The organism is Hyalangium sp. (assembly GCF_035629615.1).
Taxonomy (GTDB): domain Bacteria; phylum Myxococcota; class Myxococcia; order Myxococcales; family Myxococcaceae; genus Hyalangium.
The window spans coordinates 1-19,209 of record NZ_DASPHO010000893.1; the positions used below are offsets into that span (position 1 = coordinate 1).

16 protein-coding genes are annotated in these 19,209 nt (G+C 68.0%); 10 read left to right on the plus strand and 6 right to left on the minus strand.

The genetic code is table 11. The annotated features are described in order from the left end of the window. Positions 1-4 precede the first annotated feature (4 nt). Positions 5-343: a PilZ domain-containing protein gene (locus VD972_RS44520; protein ID WP_324996072.1), complete on the minus strand. Its 339-nt coding sequence runs from the start codon at positions 341-343 to the stop codon at positions 5-7. A 179-nt stretch (positions 344-522) separates the two neighbouring features. Between VD972_RS44520 and VD972_RS44525 the strand changes: the two genes are divergently transcribed. From VD972_RS44525 to VD972_RS44555, 7 genes are all read left to right on the plus strand, one after another. Beyond that, positions 523-1,497 (plus strand): phosphodiester glycosidase family protein, encoded by a 975-nt coding sequence (locus tag VD972_RS44525; RefSeq protein WP_324996074.1) that lies wholly within the window; start codon positions 523-525, stop codon positions 1,495-1,497. 63 nt (positions 1,498-1,560) lie between these two features. After that, a complete protein-coding gene (locus VD972_RS44530) occupies positions 1,561-1,902 on the plus strand; it encodes a hypothetical protein (protein WP_324996076.1) in 342 nt (113 codons plus the stop codon). After that, on the plus strand, positions 1,899-2,252 hold the full coding sequence (locus tag VD972_RS44535) for a hypothetical protein (RefSeq protein WP_324996078.1): 354 nt from the start codon (positions 1,899-1,901) through the stop codon (positions 2,250-2,252). The genes VD972_RS44530 and VD972_RS44535 overlap by 4 nt, the downstream gene beginning before the upstream one ends. A gap of 81 nt (positions 2,253-2,333) precedes the next feature. Then, complete coding sequence (gene hslV, locus VD972_RS44540) at positions 2,334-2,861, plus strand: ATP-dependent protease subunit HslV (RefSeq protein WP_324996080.1); 528 nt, start codon at positions 2,334-2,336, stop codon at positions 2,859-2,861. Between the two features lie 29 nt (positions 2,862-2,890). Continuing rightward, a complete protein-coding gene (gene hslU / locus VD972_RS44545) occupies positions 2,891-4,267 on the plus strand; it encodes an ATP-dependent protease ATPase subunit HslU (protein ID WP_414654247.1) in 1,377 nt (458 codons plus the stop codon). A gap of 69 nt (positions 4,268-4,336) precedes the next feature. Continuing rightward, a complete protein-coding gene (locus VD972_RS44550) occupies positions 4,337-5,593 on the plus strand; it encodes an acetylornithine transaminase (protein ID WP_324996085.1) in 1,257 nt (418 codons plus the stop codon). A gap of 10 nt (positions 5,594-5,603) precedes the next feature. Continuing rightward, positions 5,604-6,545, plus strand: coding sequence for a tetratricopeptide repeat protein (locus tag VD972_RS44555; RefSeq protein WP_324996087.1), 942 nt, complete (start codon positions 5,604-5,606; stop codon positions 6,543-6,545). Between the two features lie 64 nt (positions 6,546-6,609). Here the strand turns inward: VD972_RS44555 and VD972_RS44560 are convergent, their stop codons facing one another. From VD972_RS44560 to VD972_RS44580, 5 genes are all read right to left on the minus strand, one after another. Then, the gene (locus VD972_RS44560) at positions 6,610-12,288 is read right to left on the minus strand and encodes a myxosortase-dependent M36 family metallopeptidase (RefSeq protein WP_324996089.1); all 5,679 of its coding nucleotides are present in this window, start codon (positions 12,286-12,288) and stop codon (positions 6,610-6,612) included. A gap of 422 nt (positions 12,289-12,710) precedes the next feature. Then, positions 12,711-13,649: a hypothetical protein gene (locus VD972_RS44565; RefSeq protein WP_324996091.1), complete on the minus strand. Its 939-nt coding sequence runs from the start codon at positions 13,647-13,649 to the stop codon at positions 12,711-12,713. Beyond that, a complete protein-coding gene (locus VD972_RS44570) occupies positions 13,646-14,827 on the minus strand; it encodes an SDR family oxidoreductase (protein ID WP_324996093.1) in 1,182 nt (393 codons plus the stop codon). Before VD972_RS44570 ends, VD972_RS44565 begins: the two co-directional genes overlap by 4 nt. 23 nt (positions 14,828-14,850) lie before the next feature. After that, on the minus strand, positions 14,851-15,447 hold the full coding sequence (gene coaE / locus VD972_RS44575) for a dephospho-CoA kinase (protein ID WP_324996095.1): 597 nt from the start codon (positions 15,445-15,447) through the stop codon (positions 14,851-14,853). A gap of 7 nt (positions 15,448-15,454) precedes the next feature. Then, positions 15,455-15,922, minus strand: coding sequence for a hypothetical protein (locus VD972_RS44580; protein WP_324996096.1), 468 nt, complete (start codon positions 15,920-15,922; stop codon positions 15,455-15,457). 145 nt (positions 15,923-16,067) lie between these two features. Between VD972_RS44580 and VD972_RS44585 the strand changes: the two genes are divergently transcribed. The 3 genes from VD972_RS44585 to VD972_RS44595 all read left to right on the plus strand — a co-directional run bounded on the left by VD972_RS44585 (position 16,068) and on the right by VD972_RS44595 (position 19,178). After that, positions 16,068-16,556, plus strand: a complete 489-nt coding sequence (locus tag VD972_RS44585; RefSeq protein ID WP_324996098.1) for a cytochrome c3 family protein — start codon at positions 16,068-16,070, stop codon at positions 16,554-16,556. A 4-nt stretch (positions 16,557-16,560) separates the two neighbouring features. Continuing rightward, on the plus strand, positions 16,561-17,181 hold the full coding sequence (gene yihA, locus VD972_RS44590; protein ID WP_324996100.1) for a ribosome biogenesis GTP-binding protein YihA/YsxC: 621 nt from the start codon (positions 16,561-16,563) through the stop codon (positions 17,179-17,181). A gap of 83 nt (positions 17,182-17,264) precedes the next feature. Next, the gene (locus VD972_RS44595) at positions 17,265-19,178 is read left to right on the plus strand and encodes a hypothetical protein (protein ID WP_324996102.1); all 1,914 of its coding nucleotides are present in this window, start codon (positions 17,265-17,267) and stop codon (positions 19,176-19,178) included. The last annotated feature ends 31 nt before the right edge of the window (positions 19,179-19,209 follow it).

Below are 19,209 nucleotides of genomic sequence, written 5' to 3' on the forward strand. Positions count from 1 at the left end.
CGCGTCAGTGCACCACCGGCGGCGTGTCGAAGGCCAGCTGACCGTCCGAGAGCTGACGGATGGCCGCATCGTCCGCCAGGGTCGCCTCGAAGTACGTCGCCACCATGTATCCCGAGGGCGTCGACGAGCAGCGCACCACGACGAGCCGGGTGCTCGGCAGCTTCAGCTGGGGAAGGCTGGCCTCGAGCACCTCGCCTGGCGCGAGCGCCTCTGCCACTTGCAGCAGGCAGCCTCCCGCCGAGGCGTTGATGACGTCGGCGCTCAGCTCCTGACCTGCCCGGTGGAGTTTGACGGGCAGATGCAGGAGGTAGCGTGCATGTCTCCGCCGGTCCTGTTGAGACACGGATCTCTCTCCTTGGCGGCCCAGAGCTCGCGGCGCCACGACAGCACTGTAACGTGTTGCGGGGTGAGCGTCATGCCGCGCTGGGACACGCCGAGAGAAGGCAGGAGTCACTTGCCGGGGTCGAGGGGAGCCCCGGATGGGTGGAGTCCACCCCAGAGCCAGACCCCACAGGTGCTGTCATGAAGCCGCTGCTGGGCGCTCCGCTCTTGATCGTGTCCGGACTGGTCCTCGCCGTGGGCGTGGGGGCGCTGCTCAGGTGGCGGGTGCGCGCATGGCTCCGCATCCTGGGGGGCTTCGCGTTGGTGCTCCCAGGGCTCGCCGGTGGCACGGTGGGTGGCTACTGGTTCTGGTTCACGCACCGGAGCCAGCCGGAGCCTGTCCGCGAGGAGTGGTTCACGGGCGTGCGGTACGAGCGGCTGGTGCTCCAGCAGCCACGCCCGGTGGTGGCGCACCTCGTCCGGATCGACCTGGAGGCTCCTGGCATCGACTTCGTGGTGACACCGGCCCAGCCCTCGGGCGCGGGGGACGTGTTCGCCGACAAGACAAGTGGGTTCGCGGCGCGGCATGGCGTCCAAGTCGCGATCAACGCGAACTACTTCTATCCGTTCCACAACACCCATCCGCTCGACTACGAGCCTCACGTCGGGCAGCCGGTGCATGTCGTCGGCACGGCGGCGTCCGCGGGGCGTGTCTACGGCAACTCGAATGAGCGCATGGTCACCCTGTACCTGTCGCGAGATCGCCGCGTCAGCTTCGAGCGTCCCTCAGGTGAGGTGTGGCACGCCATCTCAGGGCTGGGCTACGTCGTGCGGGACGGGGCCTCGGTGGCCCTCGAGGAGGATGGCTTCAGCCGCATCCCGTACGCGCGCATGCTCGCTGCCGTGGACGGGACGGGCCGCTCCCTGCTGCTGCTCACGGTGGATGGCAAGCAGCTCGCCTACAGCGAGGGCCTCACGCTGGAGGAGGCCGCGCAGCTCCTCGTGAAGCAGGGCGCCCACACGGGCATCCAGCTCGACGGGGGCGGCTCGGCCACGCTCGTGCGGCAGGACGCGCGGGGGCGGATCCGGCTCGTCAACACGCCAACGAACTTCCGCATCGCCGGGTGGGAGCGCGTGGTGGCCACCCACTTGGGCGTCTCCGCGAGACCCCTCTGAGGGTAGTTATGACACGCTGTACCCAGTCTCTTCATGCGTCCATAGGGTGAGCCGATGATGAGTATGCGCATCTATCTCCTGGCCTGGGCTCTCTTCTTGGCGGGCTGTGCTTCTGACGGGCGAGCCGTCCAGGGGCATGAGGAACCAAAGGAGGAAACCGGAAGGGGCATCCCGCCAGGGACGAGCGTGCTGGTCCGCCGTGTGCTGGACGGGGAGAGGGAAGCGCAGCAAGTCTTCCTGCCCGCAGGGGTGATGGAGTGGGGGGACTGGACTGAGGAATCACTGGCTGAGGTGGGCTGGTCCGTCTTCTGGGTCGAAGCAGAACGGGTGGGGGAGGTGGAATGGGCCGCCTGGTGGAGGTTCTCCAGAAACACCTCATCACTGGAGCGGAATACCGGCGCGTGAGGCACAAAACGGGCAAGGTGGTCGAGGAGTGGCATCAGCTGGTCGTCACCTCGAAGCCTGTGGATATTGTCCTCCCTACCCGTGTGGGGGAGACCCCCTTCAATCTGGATGAGCAGGGACGCCACCGGTGCCCTCTGAAACATGTGGCGGGGCTCAACCGTCTCTCGGAGCTGTGGCTGAAGCGCGCGGGGAATGACGGAAGCGACTGGATGCGCACGCGGCAGCTCATCGGGGTCAGGCGGGGAGTTCTACGGCCAGAGGAGCAGCTGCTCATCTCTCCGCGCCTGTACCGGCTCTTGCTGGCACTGAAGGCCCGGCGCTTCGAGGTGGAGTTGGCGCACTGGGTCTAGCCTGCCCCGATGGCCCGGAAGCGGACAGCCAGGCGGTCTCCCTTGGAAACTCGCTCCCCAGCTTGTTAAACCCCCCGGACCATGTTCCACGGCACCACCATCCTCTGTGTGCGTCGCGACGGAAAGGTCGTCATTGCAGGCGACGGCCAGGTCAGCCTCGACAAGACGATCATGAAGAACACGGCGAAGAAGGTGCGCCGCATCGGCGAGGGCAACGTGATCGCCGGCTTCGCGGGCAGCACCGCCGACGCCTTCACCCTCTTCGAGCGCTTCGAGGCCAAGCTCAAGGAGCACCAGAAGAACCTCGCCCGGGCCTGCGTCGAGCTCGGGAAGGACTGGCGTACCGACCGCTTCCTGCGCCGCCTGGAGGCCCTGCTCGTCGTCGCGGATCGGGACAAGACCTTCATCCTCTCCGGCGCGGGCGACGTCATCGAGCCGGATCACGGCATCGCCGCCGTGGGCAGCGGGGGCCACTACGCCCTGGCCGCCGCGCGCGCCCTGATGGCCCACACCGAGCTGTCCGCTCGCGAGGTCGCCACCCACGCCATGGCCATCGCCGCGGACATCTGCATCTACACCAACTCCAACGTTTCCTTCGAAGAGCTCTAGGAGCGCTGCCCGTGGCCGATTCCTCAAAGATGCCTGCCTTCACGCCCCGCGAGGTGGTCAGTGAGCTGGACCGCTACATCGTCGGGCAGAACGCCGCCAAGCGCGCCGTGGCCATTGCCCTGCGCAACCGCTGGCGCCGCCAGCGCGTCTCTGACGAGCTGCGCGAGGAGATCCACCCGAAGAACATCATCATGATCGGCCCCACCGGAGTGGGGAAGACGGAGATCGCCCGGCGGCTGGCGAAGCTGGCCCAGGCCCCCTTCGTCAAGGTGGAGGCCTCCAAGTTCACCGAGGTCGGCTACGTGGGCCGCGACGTCGAGTCCATGGTGCGCGATCTCGTGGAGGCGGCCATCTCGCTGGTGCGCGAGGAGGAGACCGAGAAGGTCAAGCCCCGCGCTCTGGAGCTGGCCGAGGACCGCCTGGTGGAGCTGCTCCACGGCAACGCGCCCCGGACGAGCACCTCGCCGCCGCCATTCGGCTTCCAGGCACCCGCGACTCCGTCTCCCTCCCGGCTGGGTGACTCCGAGCGCGACAAGCTCCGCGCCCAGCTGCGCGCCGGGACGCTGGACGATCAGTATGTGGAGGTGGAGACGTCTGACAGCAACCCCACGTTCCTGCGCAACTTCACCGGGCACGGCATGGAGGAGGTGGGCGTCAACCTGCAGGATCTCTTCAAGAACATGCCAGGCATGAACCGCACCAAGCGCCGCAGGGTGCGCGTGCCCGAGGCCCTGCAGATCCTCCAGCAGGAAGAGGCAGGCAAGCTGGTGGACACCGATCGGGTGACGCGGGACGCGCTCATCCGTGCTGAGTCCAGCGGCATCATCTTCATCGACGAGATCGACAAGATCGCCAGCCGCGAGGGCGGCAAGGGCCAGGGCCCGGACGTGTCCCGAGAGGGCGTTCAGCGCGACATCCTCCCCATCGTCGAGGGCTCCACCGTCAACACCAAGTATGGCCAGGTGAAGACGGACCACGTGCTCTTCATCGCCGCGGGCGCCTTCCACGTCTCCAAGCCCAGCGATCTCATCCCCGAGCTCCAGGGGCGCTTCCCCATCCGCGTGGAGCTGGAGCCGCTGAGCGGGCAGGATCTGGTCCGGATCCTCCGCGAGCCGAAGAACTCGCTCACCCGCCAGTACACCGCGCTGCTGGCCACCGAGGGCGTGGAGCTGAGCTTCACGGAGGATGCGGTGGCGGAGATCGCCCGCATTGCCCAGGTGGCCAACGAGCGTACCCAGAACATCGGCGCGCGGCGGCTCCACACCGTCCTCGAGCGCCTGCTGGACGAGGTGTCCTTCGGCGCCAGCGAGATGGGGCCCAAGACGCTGGCCATCGACGGCGCCTACGTCCGCGAGCGCCTCGGCTCCATCATCCAGGACGAGGATCTCTCCCGCTACATCCTGTAGCCTTCACCCTGGGCGGCCTCGAAGGGAGGCGGCCCTGCGGCCTCGCGCCGCCCACGAGAGGAACCCGCCGTGCCGACGCCCACCACGCCCACCAGCTCCGCCAAGGCCGAGCCGACCCCTGCCGCCCCTCGCACCCAGAACGAGCTCTGGATGGAGCGGGCCAAGGCCCACCTGCTGCAGAACTACAAGCAGCAGCCCATCGTCCTCGTGCGTGGCAAGGGCACGCGCTTGTGGGACGCGGACGGCAAGGAGTACCTGGATCTGCTCGGCGGCATCGCCACGTGCGCGCTGGGCCACTGCCACCCCGAGGTGGTTGCCGCCGTGAAGGCCCAGGTGGACACGCTCTGGCACGTCTCCAACGTCTTCTACTCGGAGCCGTCCATCGAGCTGGCCGCACAGCTCACCGCGCTCACGGGCCTGCCGCGCGCCTTCTTCTGCAACTCGGGCGCGGAGGCCAACGAGGCCCTCATCAAGCTGGCACGCAAGGTGATGAAGGATCGCGGCACCCCCGAGCGCTTCGAGATCATCTGCTTCGAGAACTCGTTCCACGGCCGCACCCTGGCCACCGTCACCGCCACCGGGCAGATCAAGTACCAGAAGGGCTTCGAGCCGCTGCCGGCCGGCTTCCTCCACGTGCCCTACGGGGACCTGGAGGCCGTGCGCAAGGCGGTGGGCCCCAGCACCGCCGCCATCCTGGTGGAGCCCATCCAGGGCGAGGGGGGCGTGCGCCTGGCACCCCCGGGCTTCCTCAAGGCCCTGCGAGAGCTGTGTGACGAGCGCGGGCTGCTGCTGCTCGTGGACGAGGTGCAGACGGGGATCGGCCGCACCGGCAAGTCCTTCGGCTTCCAGCACGAGGGCATCCAGCCAGACGCGATCAGCCTGGCGAAGGCGCTCGGCAACGGCCTGCCCATCGGCGCCATGCTCTGCTCCGAGGCGGCCGGCAAGAGCCTCCCCAGCGGGACCCACGGCTCCACCTTCGGAGGCAACCTGGTGGCCGCCGCCGCAGCCAACGTGGTGATCCGCCTCACCCGCGACCCGCAGATGCTCCGCGAGATCCAGGAGAAGGGCGAGTACTTCATCGCCCGGGGCCGTGAGCTCCAGGCCCGGCTGCCGACGATCATCAAGGACGTGCGCGGCCGCGGCCTGCTCATGGGCATCGAGCTGAACCAGGAGGCCGCTCCGGTGATCGCCAAATGCCGGGAGCAGGGGCTGCTGGTGAACGCAGCGGGAGAGAAGACCGTCCGCTTCGCGCCAGCGTACATCGTCACCCGCGAGGAGCTGGACGAGGGGCTTCGCATTCTCGAGCGCGTCCTCACCCCTGCGTGAGGGAATCCCCATGCCTGAGCTGGTGGACCTCGAGCCCGCACGTCAGAAAGAGATCATCGACCTGGAGAAGGCGCAGGAGGGCAAGGACTACTTCGCCTTGCTGGAGCTGAAGCCTGGGGCGTCCATCGACGAGGTGAAGCAGGCGTTCGTCGACTTCGCGCTGCGCTACCACCCGGATCGCTATGCCGGGTTGAACATGGGCACCTTCCGGGCGCGCATCGAGCGCATCTTCCGGCGCGTCCTGGAGGCGCACACCGTCCTGTCCACGCCGGACAAGCGCGAGGCCTACCTCCGCTCCAACCCTCGCCTCCGAGGCGGGGCGGCGTCGGCTCCCGCTGCGTCCGAGTCCGTTCCGCAGGAGCCTCTGGCGGGCGATGAGGAGCGCCGGGCCGAGCGTCAGGAGCGGCTCTCCCGTCACCCCTACCTGGCTCGCACCCACCGCCTCACCGAGCTCATGGTGCGCAGCAAGGCGGCCATCGCGAAGGGAGACTTCGAGCAGGCCTACGCGGCGCTCAACCAGGTGGTGAGCCTGGATCCCAAGAACCGCGAAGCCGCCGCCATGCTGGCAGATGTCCGCAAGCGGCATGACGAGCAGCGGGCCAAGACGGAGCTGCAGCGGGGGATCGACCTGGAGAAGCAGCAGGATCTCCCCAAGGCCCTGGACAGCTACAAGAAGGCTTCCTCGCTGGATCCGCAGAACGCGGACGCGGCCTTCCGGGCGGCCAAGACGGCGAAGACACTGGGGCTGGACTGGAACGAGATCCGCATCCACGCCCAGCGCGCCGTGGACATGGCGCCGGACTCGGTCGCCTACCGGCTCTTCCTGGCCCAGGTCTACCTGGAGGGCAAGGCCGGGAACCTGGCCAAGCGCCAGCTCGAGGCCGTGCTGAAGCTGGAGCCGAAGAACGCCGAGGCCACGGCACTGCTCCGCAAGTCGCGCTGGCCCTTCTGACGTCCAAAAAGAAGAGGGGCGGCCCGGAGGCCGCCCCTCGTTCAGCTACACGGTTCCGCCGAGACTAGGCGCGGAGCGTGATGCGGCGGCGGGAGAACATCAGGCCTGCCAGGAGCGCGATCAGCATCGCCCCTCCCGAGCTGGTGCCCGTGCTGCTGCAGCCGCCCTCCTCCTCGGCCGGGGTCACCTCCACCTGCACCTCTTGAGAGGCCGAGGCACCGTGCGCGTCGGTGACGGTGACCTTGAAGGTGAGGGTGACGTTGGACTTCGTGTCCGGCGCCTGGAACGTGACGCTCGGCTCATTGTCGGAGGACAGCATCACCGAGGGGCCATCCGTCTGCTCCCACTTGTAGGTCAGCTTCTCGCCGTCCGGATCCGTGGAGAGGGACGCGTCAAGAGCGACGGTCTCCCCAGAGACACTGCCGGACAGCTTGCGGGCCTGGGCCGCGGGCGCCTTGTTCTGGTTGAGCACCTTGACGGAGACGGGGACGACGTCCGACTCAGCACCGTCCGCATCGGTGACGACCAGGGTGAACGACAGCATGGTGTCCGCGGAGACCTCCGGAGCGGTGAACTGGAGCTTGGAGGAGTCCTGACCGGTGAGCTGCACCTGCGGGCCACCCGTCTGCACCCAGCGGTAGGTCAGCGCGTCCTCATCCGGATCCGAGCTCGCGCTCGCATCCAGCATGATGGCGGTGCCTTCCTTCTCCTCGAAGGCCGCGGGGCCGTTGCCCACCGGGCGGCGGTTGAACTTCTTCACGGTGATGGAGACCGTGTCCGAGGAGCTCTGCCCGTTGGCGGTGATCGTGAGCCGGAAGACCAGCACGGTCTCCTGCTTCACGTTCGGAGCGTTGAAGGACGGCGTCGCAGTGTCCGCGCCCGTCAGCGTGACCTCGGTGCCGCTCTCCTGGGTCCAGGCGTAGGTGACGGCGTCACCATCCGGATCGCTGCCGAAGCCCTGGAGCGTGACGGACTCGCGGGCATTCACGGTCCGATCCGCACCCGCGTTGGAGACAGGAGCCCCATCCGGACGCACCGTGACGCTCACGGAGTCCGAGGAGGTCAGCCCGTTGGCGGTGACGGTGAGGTGGAACGTGAGCACCTTCTCCACGAACAGGTCCGGAGAGGTGAAGGACGCGGTGGCCGTGTCCGCATTCGAGATCTCGACGCGGTCCGTGTCGGCTGCATCCTGGGTCCACGCGTAGGTGATCGCATCGCCCTCGGGATCGCTGGCGGAGCCATAGAGGGTGACCGTCGCACGTCCATCCGCGACCTGATCCAGACCGGCGTTGACGGCCGGGGCCTTGTCCGCGCGCACGATGATGGACACCAGATCCGTGGCGCTCGCCCCGTTGGCGGAGACGGTGAGGATGAAGTGCAGCACCGTCTCCTGCTTCACGTCCGGAGAGGTGAAGAGCGGAGTCGCCGTGTTCGCATCGAACAGCTCGACCTCGACGGTGTCCTCGTCGGCCTGGGCCCACGAGTAGCTGACGGCGTCACCGTCCGGATCGCTGCCGGAGCCGGAGAGGTTGATGGCCGTGCGGCCCTCCACCGTCTGGTCCGGACCCGCGTTGGCGGTGGGCTCGCGGTCCACGTTGGTCACCGTCACCGTGACGGTGGCCGGCGCGCTGTTCGTGATGCCGTCGTTCACCACGAGCTGGAAGGTGAACGCGGTGTCCGCGGTCACCTCGGGGGTGGCGAAGCTCGGCGTGGCGCTGGTGTCATCGCTCAGCGTCACCGGCGAGCCGGCCGTCTGGGTCCACGCGTAGGTGAGCGTCTCGCCGTCCGCGTCCGTAGAGCCCGTGCCATCCAGGGAGATGGAGTCCGTGCTGCGCTCCGGCACCGTGCCAGGGCCGGTGGGCACGGCCACGGGCGCGCGGTTGCTGTTGAGGACGGTGACCTGCGCCGTCTTCGGGATGCTGCTGTCCGTGCCGTCATGGACGACGAGCTGGAACAGGTAGGTGGTGGTCTCCGACACGTCCGGGGTGAACGTAGGCGTGGCGGAGGTGGGGTTGGTGAGCGTGACGGCCGGGCCGGAGATCTGCGACCACACGTAGGTGATCGCCTGTCCGTCCGGATCGAAGCTCGCGGTGCCGTTGAGGGTCACCTCCTGGAGGTTCCCCGCGGCATCGCGCTCGTTCACCGTGCGCGCCGGCTGGCCGGCGTCCGCCACCGGGCGGCGGTTGCACGTGCTCCCGTCGCTGGTCTCGGCCGCCAGGGTGCCGAACGGCGTGTTCGCGATGTTGGTGAACTGCACGTCGTCTACGTCGAAGCCGTACGCGGAGGCCTCGCTGTCCGTGCCGATCCGGAAGCGGACACGCACGCCCTGCCCGGCGAAGATCGTGCCGAGGTTGACAGTGGCCGTCGACCAGCCCGGGAAGAGCGCGTTCGTGCCCACGTAGGCCGCGCGCTCCGACAGCGGGTTGTCGCTCGGCTGGAGGAAGGCGGCGTAGCCCGGGTTCCTGCCGAGATCGAGGAAGGTGTCGTACCAATCCACCCCGTTGTCGGTCCACTCCAGGACGGCGCCGTCCCAGAACGGAGCGGCCAGGCCCGCGCCACCCGCAGTCCCCTCGAGGGAATGACGGTACCTGAACGTCATGATGAAGTTGCCCGTCGGGTTCACCTGGATCCATGGCGAGGTGACCAGCGTGTCGGAGGCGACGCCGTGGTTCTGCACGTGGAGGAAGCGGTTGAGGGGCCCCGTCGCGGGCTTCTCGGTGGCCGGCGCGAAGCCCGGCAGGCGGCCGAAGTTGGTGTACGTCCACGCGGAGAGCTCACCTTCGAAGGTGTCCCCAGCCGAGGTGTTCAGCACCTCGTCATAGTGGACGCGGCTGTCGAAGGTGGCCGTCGCGGCCGAGGCGGGCAGCGAGGGCTCGTTGAAGGCGATGCTCAGGCCCGCGCGGGGCGTGGCGCCGGTGACCGAGGCCAGCCGGACCTGCACGAAGGCCGTGGCAGTGCCGGAGCGCTGCAGCGCAGGGAAGCTGAGCGTGTTGCCCGCGGGGAACTGGATCGCCGCGGTGGCGCCGCTGGCAGTGATCGTGCCCGAGAAGGCCGACAGGGGGCTGCCGCCGGTGTTGCGCACCGTCACGGCGAGCCGGCCCGTCTCACCCACATCCAGCACGCCGTCCGCGTCACACGCGGTGGAGGAGTCATCCAGCCGGATGCTGACGACCTCGAGGTTGTTGCCGGAAGCGAAGCTCTCCACGACGCCCACGTGATCCACGGCGTTGCGATCCGCGGCCTTGGCGCCGAAGCCCGCGCCGCGCTTGGCGAAGGCCTGCACGAACCGGGCGTAGTCCGCCGGATCCGAGGCGGCCGCCGCGGCCAGCACCGCGTCACGCGCCTCCAGCAGCGTCGGCGCGATCGGGGTCGCCTTGTACGCGGCCAGCAGGTACTGCTTCATGCGGTCCTGCGCCTCCTGGAACGGGTAGGCGTTGAGCAGGGAGGCGTAGCACTCCCACAGCATCGTCGACCACACCTCGCCGCCGTTGTGGACCTGGGAGTTGCCAGCGCCCGAGGCGGTGCCGAGGATGGGGTGGTTGGTGGGCAGCGGGTTGCCGTTGGCGAAGTGCCGGAAGGTGAGGGCGTTCTTCCCCATGTTCGTGGACAGCGGGACGCGGCGGATACCGAAGTAGTAGCCGTTGTTGGCACCACCGCTCTGCGTATAACCGGCCATGGCGTACACGCCCTGGAACTGGCTGTTGCCCGGGCGGTTGCGATCCTCGTCGCGGACCGTCATCAGCATCGCGTGGAAGTCCGCCCAGCCCTCGCCCATGGAGCGGCCCTGGTTGTTGATCAGGCCGTTGGCGTTACCGACGAGGCGGTTGCTGATGTAGTGGCCCCACTCGTGCGCCACGATGGCGTTGTCGATGGTGCCGTCGCGGTCCAGATCCGGAGTCTTCGTCAGCTTCACCGTGATGGTGGTGTTGGCGGACGCAGCGGTCCTCCAGGCGTTGGCGGTCTCCTGGGTGATGGACATCGTCGGGACGGTGACGGCCGGATCGGCGCCGCCCAGGCCCGGGGCCGGCTGGTTGGGCGCGTTGTTGGCGATGATCACCGCGACGGCGCCAGCGGTCTGGGCGTTGATCGCCTTGATGGTGAAGTTGCAGGTGCCGCGGTCGAGGACCGCGATCTTTCCGGTGAACGCACCCGCCTCAAACGCAGCGCAGCCTTCCGAGGTGCCCGCCGGGTTGGGGATCTTCACGTCCGCGGTGACATCGAAGGTCAGGGGACCGAACCCGGCGCTGCCCGCATCCTGGACGCCGGCGAGGCTGGCCGGGGTCTGGACGGTGAGCGCGGGCACGCCGTCGAAGACGTACATCTGCATGCGGGGCCGCGCGCCGTCGGACGGGGTGGACATGTTGGCGTTGTTGCGCCCGCCGAAGTCCTGGGCCTCCGCCTTGATGCTGTCGTTGTCGAGGCCGCCGCGGCCGAAGTTGGAGGTCTGCGCGTTGCCTGCAGCCTCGTCGAAGCCAGAGTCGTAGTAGAAGTCGTGCAGGAAGTTGTTCACGTAGAAGAGGTGCGCGGTGGCTGCCTTGCGCTGATCCGCGCTGAAGCTCGGCGACCGGGTCACGTCATACGTGTAGTCGAAGACCCCCGGTGCGGTGGTGCCCGGGCGTAGGTCCGCCTCCGGCTGGTAGCCGTCGGCCCCGCCGAGGTCCGCGTACGCGTCCACGTTGTTGCCCGTGGTCTGCGCGGCGTTGGGCGGCAGCCAGGGATCGTTGCGGCTGAACGGCGCGTTCTGGAGGGTGATCATGTTCGCCGGGATGAACGGCGCCTGATAACGGTCCGGGTTGCCCGTGGGGTGCGGCGTCGCGTCATTGCCCTGCGGACCGTCGAACGGGATGTACGAGGTGGGGTCCGCCCACACGCGGTAGGTGTACGCCTCCTCGGCGGTCAGGTTGTTGCGGAACAGCAGCGAGCCATCCGCGGCGGACACGACGAAGGAGTAGTACTCCGAGTCGTTGGTGCTCTTGGTGCCGACGTTGAGCTCCACGTAGTACGCGGGCTGCAGGCCGTCCGGCAGGGTGTAGTAGATCTTCTTGGCCCGGGCGGGGTTGCCCATGGCGTGGGGGATGACGGCGCTGACACCCGGCTCGAAGGAGAGCTGCGAGTAGTCGCCCTGGGTCCCGATGACCGCCAGCGAGCGAGCGCTGAGGGTGGTGCCCGTCATGTCCTTGAAGGCGCGCGTGACAGCCTCCGCGGCGCTCATCTGGAAGTCCGTGCTCGCCGTGCGCACACGCGCGGCCACGGCCTCATGCGGGGCCATGTAGCCGGTGATGGCGACCAGGTTGTTGTTGCGGTCCATCACCACGTTGAGGCCGCTGCGGAACACCTCGATGCCATCCACCTTCTGGCCGAAGCGCGCCACCACGGGGCCGAAGTCCGTCTTGTGGACGGACTGGAGGCTGGCGGTGGAGATGTCCTCGCTGGTCAGGCGGTAGAGATCGGCGAACTTCTGCAGGTGCGTCCGTGCCGCCTGCTCCGGGCGCATCGTGGCCAGGGTGCTGGAGCGCTCCTGGGTGAGCTGGGCGCTCCACAGGACCGTCGGCAGGCCGAGCCGCTCTTCCATGTGCTCGACCCGGGCCCCGCGAGCCTGGAGCTGCGCCTCGGTGGCGGGCAGGCTCCTGGCCTCATGGCTTGCGAGGAACGCGTCATAGTTGCCGCGCTCCTTCGCCCATGCGCTGGTACCCGCCAGGGGCACCAGCATCAGACTGGTCAACAGCTTTTCCTTCAGGCGCATGCGTCTTCCTTCTGGGACTGCTCGTGGGGGAACTGCGAACAGCAACTGCACGGGGAGCACTCGCCGCGGCCGAGAGTGCTCCTTTTAAGAGGGACAGGCCGAGCGATGAGAGCTCTGCAAGGGGAACGACACGCGCAGGGAGATGTCGCGCGGTCGAAGCAAAAAAGAAGCAGCGGGGTTGTCCGGCAGAGGCCTCAGGGCCTGGCTGTCAACGGTTTCCAGCAAGCGCTGTGCTCCCCGACACGAACCACGGCAGACAATGTTGACTGCTCGGAGTTCGGATGCGGGCGCATGGTAACCGGTAGACTGAAAAGTTGAAAAGGGCCCCCCCAACACTTTTGAGAGAGCCCGTCAAGCCATGAAAAGCTGCTAGCGGCGATTAGATAGAAATTCAGGAGAGGACGCCCAGCCTGCTCGCCCGGTCAGTTCACGAGGAAGTTGAAGGCATAGGTGCTGCCACCACTGGCCTGAGGCGGATCCAGGACGATGAAGACGGTGTCATCCGCCGGCAGGGAGAAGGAGATGGTGGCGTTCAGGGAGGTGAAGAGGGGCTGGCGGAGGTTGCCGCCCGCGAAGACGGCCACGGCGGGGACGACGCGGCCTGTACTGGAGTCGAAGAAGATGCGGTAGTTGCGGCCCACGTCGCCCTCGAAGCGGAACCAGTCCTGGTCGCGGGGGTAATCGAAGCGGCCGGTGAAGCTGCTGGGGTTGGTGGTGCTGGCGGGATCGGGCGAGATGGAGGTGGCCTCCTCGGGGAAGTCTCCATGGTCCTCCCGGCCCAGGGACTTGAAGGAGAGAGTGTAGCCGCCGGTGGCCACGGAGGGATCCACGGGTGAGTGGCTGACGCGGGCGAAGTGGGGCGAGGAGACGCGCGCCTTGAAGAAGAGATCGACGCGGCCAGGCGCCTCGGCGGCGGTGACCCACACGCCGCCCTGATCGAACACGTCCACGCGGGGCAGCAGCGAGCCCTGGGCCTGCACGCTGACGGAGTAGAGCTCGCGGGCGAAGGTGCTGAACTGGAAGAAGTCGTAGTCGCCGATGGGATCGATCGACTGCTGGAGGGAGGGGCTGCTGCTGGAGATCGGCTGGGCGCGGGCCTGGCAGTCATCTGGCTCGGCGGCGTCTCCGGCGTGCTCGGCGCAGTTGCTGGGGCCCAGGGGCTCGCAGGCGCCGCTGGGGCGCGCGATGAAGCCCGCCTCACACAGGCAGCGTGAGTCTCCCCCCTCCTCGACACAGACGCTGCGGTTGGGCTCGGTGCAGGGGTTGGGATCGCACGGGCTGTCGTCGCTGCCTTGGACGATGCACCCGGCGCCGTGGAGCGCCGACACGAGGACGAAGAGGAGGGAGAGCGGACGGTTCATGGCTGGCGGGAGGTAGGGTGGGAGGGCGGGTTCTCTTCACTGCCGGGCCCGGGACCGTGATCGAGGGGATCGTCCACCTCGAGGCTCTCGCGGCGCTTGCGGTACTGCTCGCGGACGTAGGCGACGAGCTGATCCAGGTAGGAGCCCAGGGGAGGGCAGCGGATGCCCGTCCCGTCCAGCAGCTCCAGGGTGTTGTGGCAGTTGTAGATGGCCAGGTGGTTGACGTAGCTGATGGCAGCGCGCTGGGGCCGGGCCAGCTTCTCCAGCACGGGCAGGCGCAGCATGACGTCCGCCGCCCGGGAGGGCAGGGTGAAGCGCGGCAGCTTCCGGTTGGCCTTCTCCGCGATCTGCTCGTACACGCGGCGGGCGCTCATGGGGTTGGGATCCACCAGGTGGAAGGTGCGCCCCGCGCCGCGCGGATCGCGCGAGAGGTGCCACACCGCGGACACCAGGTAGTCCACGGGCACGACGTTGAGGGGCGCCACGCCGTTGCCGGGCAGGGGCAGCGGCACCACCATGGGGGACGTCACCAGCAGGATGCCCAGGTAGTAGGGGCCCTCGAAGCGGTCGATCTCTCCCGTGCGCGAGTCGCCCACCACCGAGCACGGGCGGAAGATGGTGACGGGCAGGGTGGCGGAGGCGCGCTGGACGAGCTTCTCTGCCTGGAACTTGGACTCCTCATATGGGTTGCGGAAGCTCTGCCCCCGATCCAGCTCGTCCTCGGCGATGACGCCCAGCCGATCGCCGGACACGTAGCACGTGGAGAAGTAGCTCAAGCGCCGCAGCCGGGTGCAGTCGCGCGCCAGCTCCAGCACGTTGCGCGTGCCGTCCACGTTCACCCGCCAGGCCGTCTCCTTGGGGGCGCTCAGGTTGGAGATGGCCGCCAGGTGGTAGACATCCGTCACCTTCTCGCACAGGCCCTGGTACTCCTCGCCGGACAGGCCCAGGTGCATGTCCACCACGTCCCCGGTGAGCAGCTCCAGCGTGGCGCCCTGCACCCGGGCCGCGTGCTTCTGCGCGTCCTTGAGCATCTTGGGCTGCACCAGGGCGTAGATGTGGCCCTGGGGATCCTCGCGGGCGATGTGCTCCACCAGCCGCTTGCCGATGAACCCCGGGTAGCCGGTGACGAAGTACGTCCCCGGGCCGGCGCCCTCTGCTTTCTTCCGCGTGTCGCTCATGGGCGGCGCAGCATACCCGGGGCTCAGCCGCGCGCGAGCATGGCCCGCCACACCTGCTCCACCTGGGCTCGCGTGGAAGCCAGCTCTCCCGAGTTGTCCACGATCCAGGTGGCGTGGGGGCGCTTGCTGTCCAGAGGAAGCTGGGCCGCCAGCCGGGCCTCCGCCGCCGCCTCGTCCAGCCCGTCCCGGGTCATCAGCCGGGCCTTCTGGAGCGGGCGGGGCACCCAGACCAGCACCACCCCGTCCATGCCGGCCTGCAGGCCCGCCTCGATGAGCAGCGGCACGTCATAGACGACGCGCTCCACCCCCTGTGCGGCCAGGGCCTGGACCTTCTCGAGGAACGCCTGACGGACGAGGGGGTGGACCAGGGCGTTGAGGGCGGCGCGTTCGGTGGGGTCCGCGAAGACGCGAGCCCCCAGCTTCGCTCGATCCAGCCGGCCATCCGGACCCAGCACGCCGGGGAAGCGCGCGGCCACGGCGGCCAGCCCAGGGGTGCCGGGCTCCACCACCTCACGGGCGATGACATCCGCGTCCAGCACCTGCGCCCCCAGCTCCCGGAGCATCGTGCTCACGGTGCTCTTGCCAGAGGCGATCCCGCCGGTCAGGCCATAGAGGCGCAAGGCCGGCCTACTTCGCCGCCTTCAGCGTGGTGAAGATGAACGAGTGCACCGACTTGCCGTCTTCGTTGAAGAAGATGGCCAGGCCCAGCTTGGGGTAGAGGTAGTAGGTGCGGAACTCCTCGGTCATCTTCTTGATGTAGCAGGGGTTGGCAGGCGGCGGGCCGTTCGGGCACGCCGTCCCGTAGCTGTTCTCGATGGTCTCCTTGTCGATGACGGGACCAGGGAACACGTCGATGCGCTCGACGACCTTCGTGGCGGCGTCCACCTTGAACTGGGCCTGGGTGGTGCCCTTGATGGCCTCCTTGCCGAAGTAGGCGATGACCTCCTTGTCCGCCTGGTTGACGACCCGGGAGGGCTCACCGAACTTCTGGGTCACCTCCTCCTTCTTGGAGACCCCGGGCTCAATGCCTTGCCACGGCTTGGCGGCGGCGGGGAAGGCGGCGACGAGCATGGCAAGGATGGCGAAGGGACGCATCACGGTTCTCCTGAGCTGTCGAGCGAACTGCCTGACTAACGGATCCCCGGGGTAGGGCTCAAGGTTCCTCATATAGAACGCTGCCTGCTCCCTCGCATTCAAGATGCCTTGCCCGGCCTGGGGTGCTCTGCTAGGTGCGATCTCGATGCGCACCTCCGGTTTCTGGCTTTTGCCCCTGTTCCTTGTCGTATCCGCCGCGGCGGGGGCCGCAGACTTCGTCGGTCCGGAGAGCTGCAAGGGCTGTCACCCCGCGGCCTACACCGCCTGGCAGCAGTCCAAGCATGCCCGTGCCACGGACTCGCTCTCCGAGACCCAGAAGAAGGATGCGCGGTGCCTGTCCTGTCATGCCCCGGACGAGGCGCAGGGCGTGGCCAATGTCTCCTGCGAGACGTGCCACGGCGGGGGCCAGTACTACGCGCCCGGCTTCGTGATGAAGGATCCGGAGCTGGCCCGGCTGGTGGGGCTGGTAGACCCCTCCGACAAGCAGTGCCGGACCTGCCACGACGCCTCCTCGCCCTCGCTCCGGCCGTTCAACTTCGTGGAGTCTCTCAAGGCCATCGACCACTGGTCCGCCGAGCGCGCGAAGAAGTCCGCTCGAGCGGAGGTCCCTGCGCCCGAGAAGGCGAAGAAGTAGCCGCGTGATCAAGCTCATTGACGCCCGCTTTGTCGTCACCGCCGTGGAGCCCAAGGGCTACCCTACCGGGCATGCTGCCGAGGTGGCCTTTGTGGGCCGCTCCAATGTAGGCAAGTCCTCCATGATCAACGCCCTGACGGGGCGCAAGAAGCTGGTGCGCGTCTCCAACACGCCGGGGCGCACGCGCACGCTCAACTTCTTCGATGTGGAGCTGGAGCGAAAGGGCGTGCGTCACCAGGTGCGGCTGGCGGACCTGCCGGGCTATGGCTTTGCCAAGGCCAGCAAGGCCGAGCGCTCCCAGTGGGAGACGATGATCACCACCTACCTGGAGAAGCGGCACCACCTGGAGGCCGTGGTGAGCATCATCGACGCGGAGGTGGGCCCCACGCCGGATGACCACCTGACGCTCGACTACCTGCAGGACAGGGGCAAGCGCATCCTCGTCGTCGCGACGAAGATCGATCGGATCCCCAAGGCCCGCCGCAAGCCCCGCATGCAGGCGCTCGTGAAGGAGCTCTCTCTCCCACCTGAGGCGCTCCTTCCTTTTTCGTCCACGGAGAAGCTCGGAGTGGAGGAAGTGTGGGAGGCTCTGCTCGGTGTATTCGGGAAGGCGACCCGGGTTTGAGTTGACCCAATCTGCCTTTCCACTATTTCCTGGCTCTAATCGGGGTTGATTCGCACGGGTTCTCGAGTGCGGGAGGCATGGGTATGCGTCGGTACATGATCGTCATCGCCTTCACCGCGGCCGTCATCAGTGGCTGCAAGTGCGGAGATCCGCCGGATGTGAAGCCGCCCTGGGACGGCGATCCGATCACGGATGGGGGCCAGGATGGCGGCGGGAACACGGGCGATGATGGGGGTGTCATCTACAATCCGGATGCGGGGACCACGCTCAGTGGGCGCCCGGATGGTGGGTTCCCGGTGGATGCCGGCACGGGCCCGCTCACCGGCGGTGACAACGTGCAGGTGGATCCCGATGGCGACATCGTCCTGGGTGGTGGCAGGACGGAGCTGGCCTTCGCGTGGATCGCCAACAACGACCAGAACACGGTGTCCAAGTACGACACGCGCACCGGCAAGGAGGTGGGGCGCTACCACGCGGCCATCCCCATCGACGGACGCACGAAGCCGGATGGCACTGTCGGCTACCCCAACGGCCTGCGCGGCAATGTTGGTAACAACCCCAGCCGCACCGCGGTGGATCTCTTCGGGGATGTGTGGGTGGCCAACCGCGCCCAGAGCACCCAGGGCTCGGTGACGAAGATCGCCAACAGCAAGGCGTTCTGTGTCGATCGCAACGGCAACGGCGCCATCGACACGAGCGAGGACAAGAACAACGACGGCGCCATCAGCCTCAACCCGGCGGACGGCGAGATGATCTTCCCGACGGACTGGGCGGACCCGAATCAGTACGACGAGTGCATGCTCTTCAGCACGCCGGTGGGGCCGCCGGGCAACGGCACCATCAAGGCCCGCGCCATGGCCATCTCCGCGGGGCTCGAGGGCACTGCGGGCGACGTCTGGGTGGGTGTGCACAACGAGAACGCCGCCATCAAGCTCGATCCCGTCACGGGGCAGCAGGTGCCGGTGAACGCTGCCGGGCAGCTGAAGGTCACCATCCCATTCGGCCCCTATGGCGCGGCCATCGACAGCCAGCAGCGGCTGTGGATGGTGTCCTCCGGTCTGTCGCCGGCGCGGCTGGCGCTCATCGACACGAACGCGGGGGCGCTCATCCGCGGAGACATCATCCCGCCGATGACCTCGGGCAACTACGGCATCGCCGTGGACGGCCAGGATCGTGTGTGGGTCGCCGGGTGGAGCGCGGGCGCCAAGGCCTTCCGGTACGCTCACCCGCCAGGAACGGGCTCCACGCTGGGCGCCTGGACGGAGTTCGACTTCACCAACGCGGTGAGCCAGATCAACACGAAGATCCGGCGCCCCCGAGGCATCGCGGCGGATGAACAAGGCTTCATCTGGATGAGCTCGGACCTCAACACCAGCAATGCCTCGTCCTCCCAGCTCATCGCCTTCAACGGCAACGACGGTACCCTCAAGCGCTTCAACTATCCGGGCGTGGGGATGGTGGACTTCATCGACGCCACGGACTCCCGGACAAGAGAGGCCATCGGCGTGGGGCTCGACACGGACGGCCACGCGTGGGTGAACAACCGCTCTGGCAACGCCCTGCGCGTCCACCGCGAGACCGGCGAGATCCTGCGCACGGCGCAGCAGGGCAACGGCCTGTACACGTACTCGGACTTCACCGGCTACCAGCTGCGCAACTTCACCGCGCCGCTGGGCTCCTACCGTCAGACCTTCACCGCGCCCGAGTGCGGCACGGAGACGATCTGGCGCTACCTGGTGTGGGATGCCGTCGTCCCGCCGAGGACATCCATCCAGGCCTTCGTCACGGTCAGCAACGACCAGGCCGAGCTGACCGACCCGCGGCTGCGCAAGGGGCCGTTCAACTCCTCACCGGCGGATCTCCGCGCCGCGGGCGTGCCCAAGGGCCGCTTCCTCCGCGTGGAGTTCGTCCTCCGGTCCGAGGATCGCCAGAGCCAGCTCACGCCGAAGCTCAAATCGTTCGACGTGAACTACGAGTGCGAGATCATCCTCCAGTAACGGTCAGTACCTGCCGCGATCTCCTCCCTGC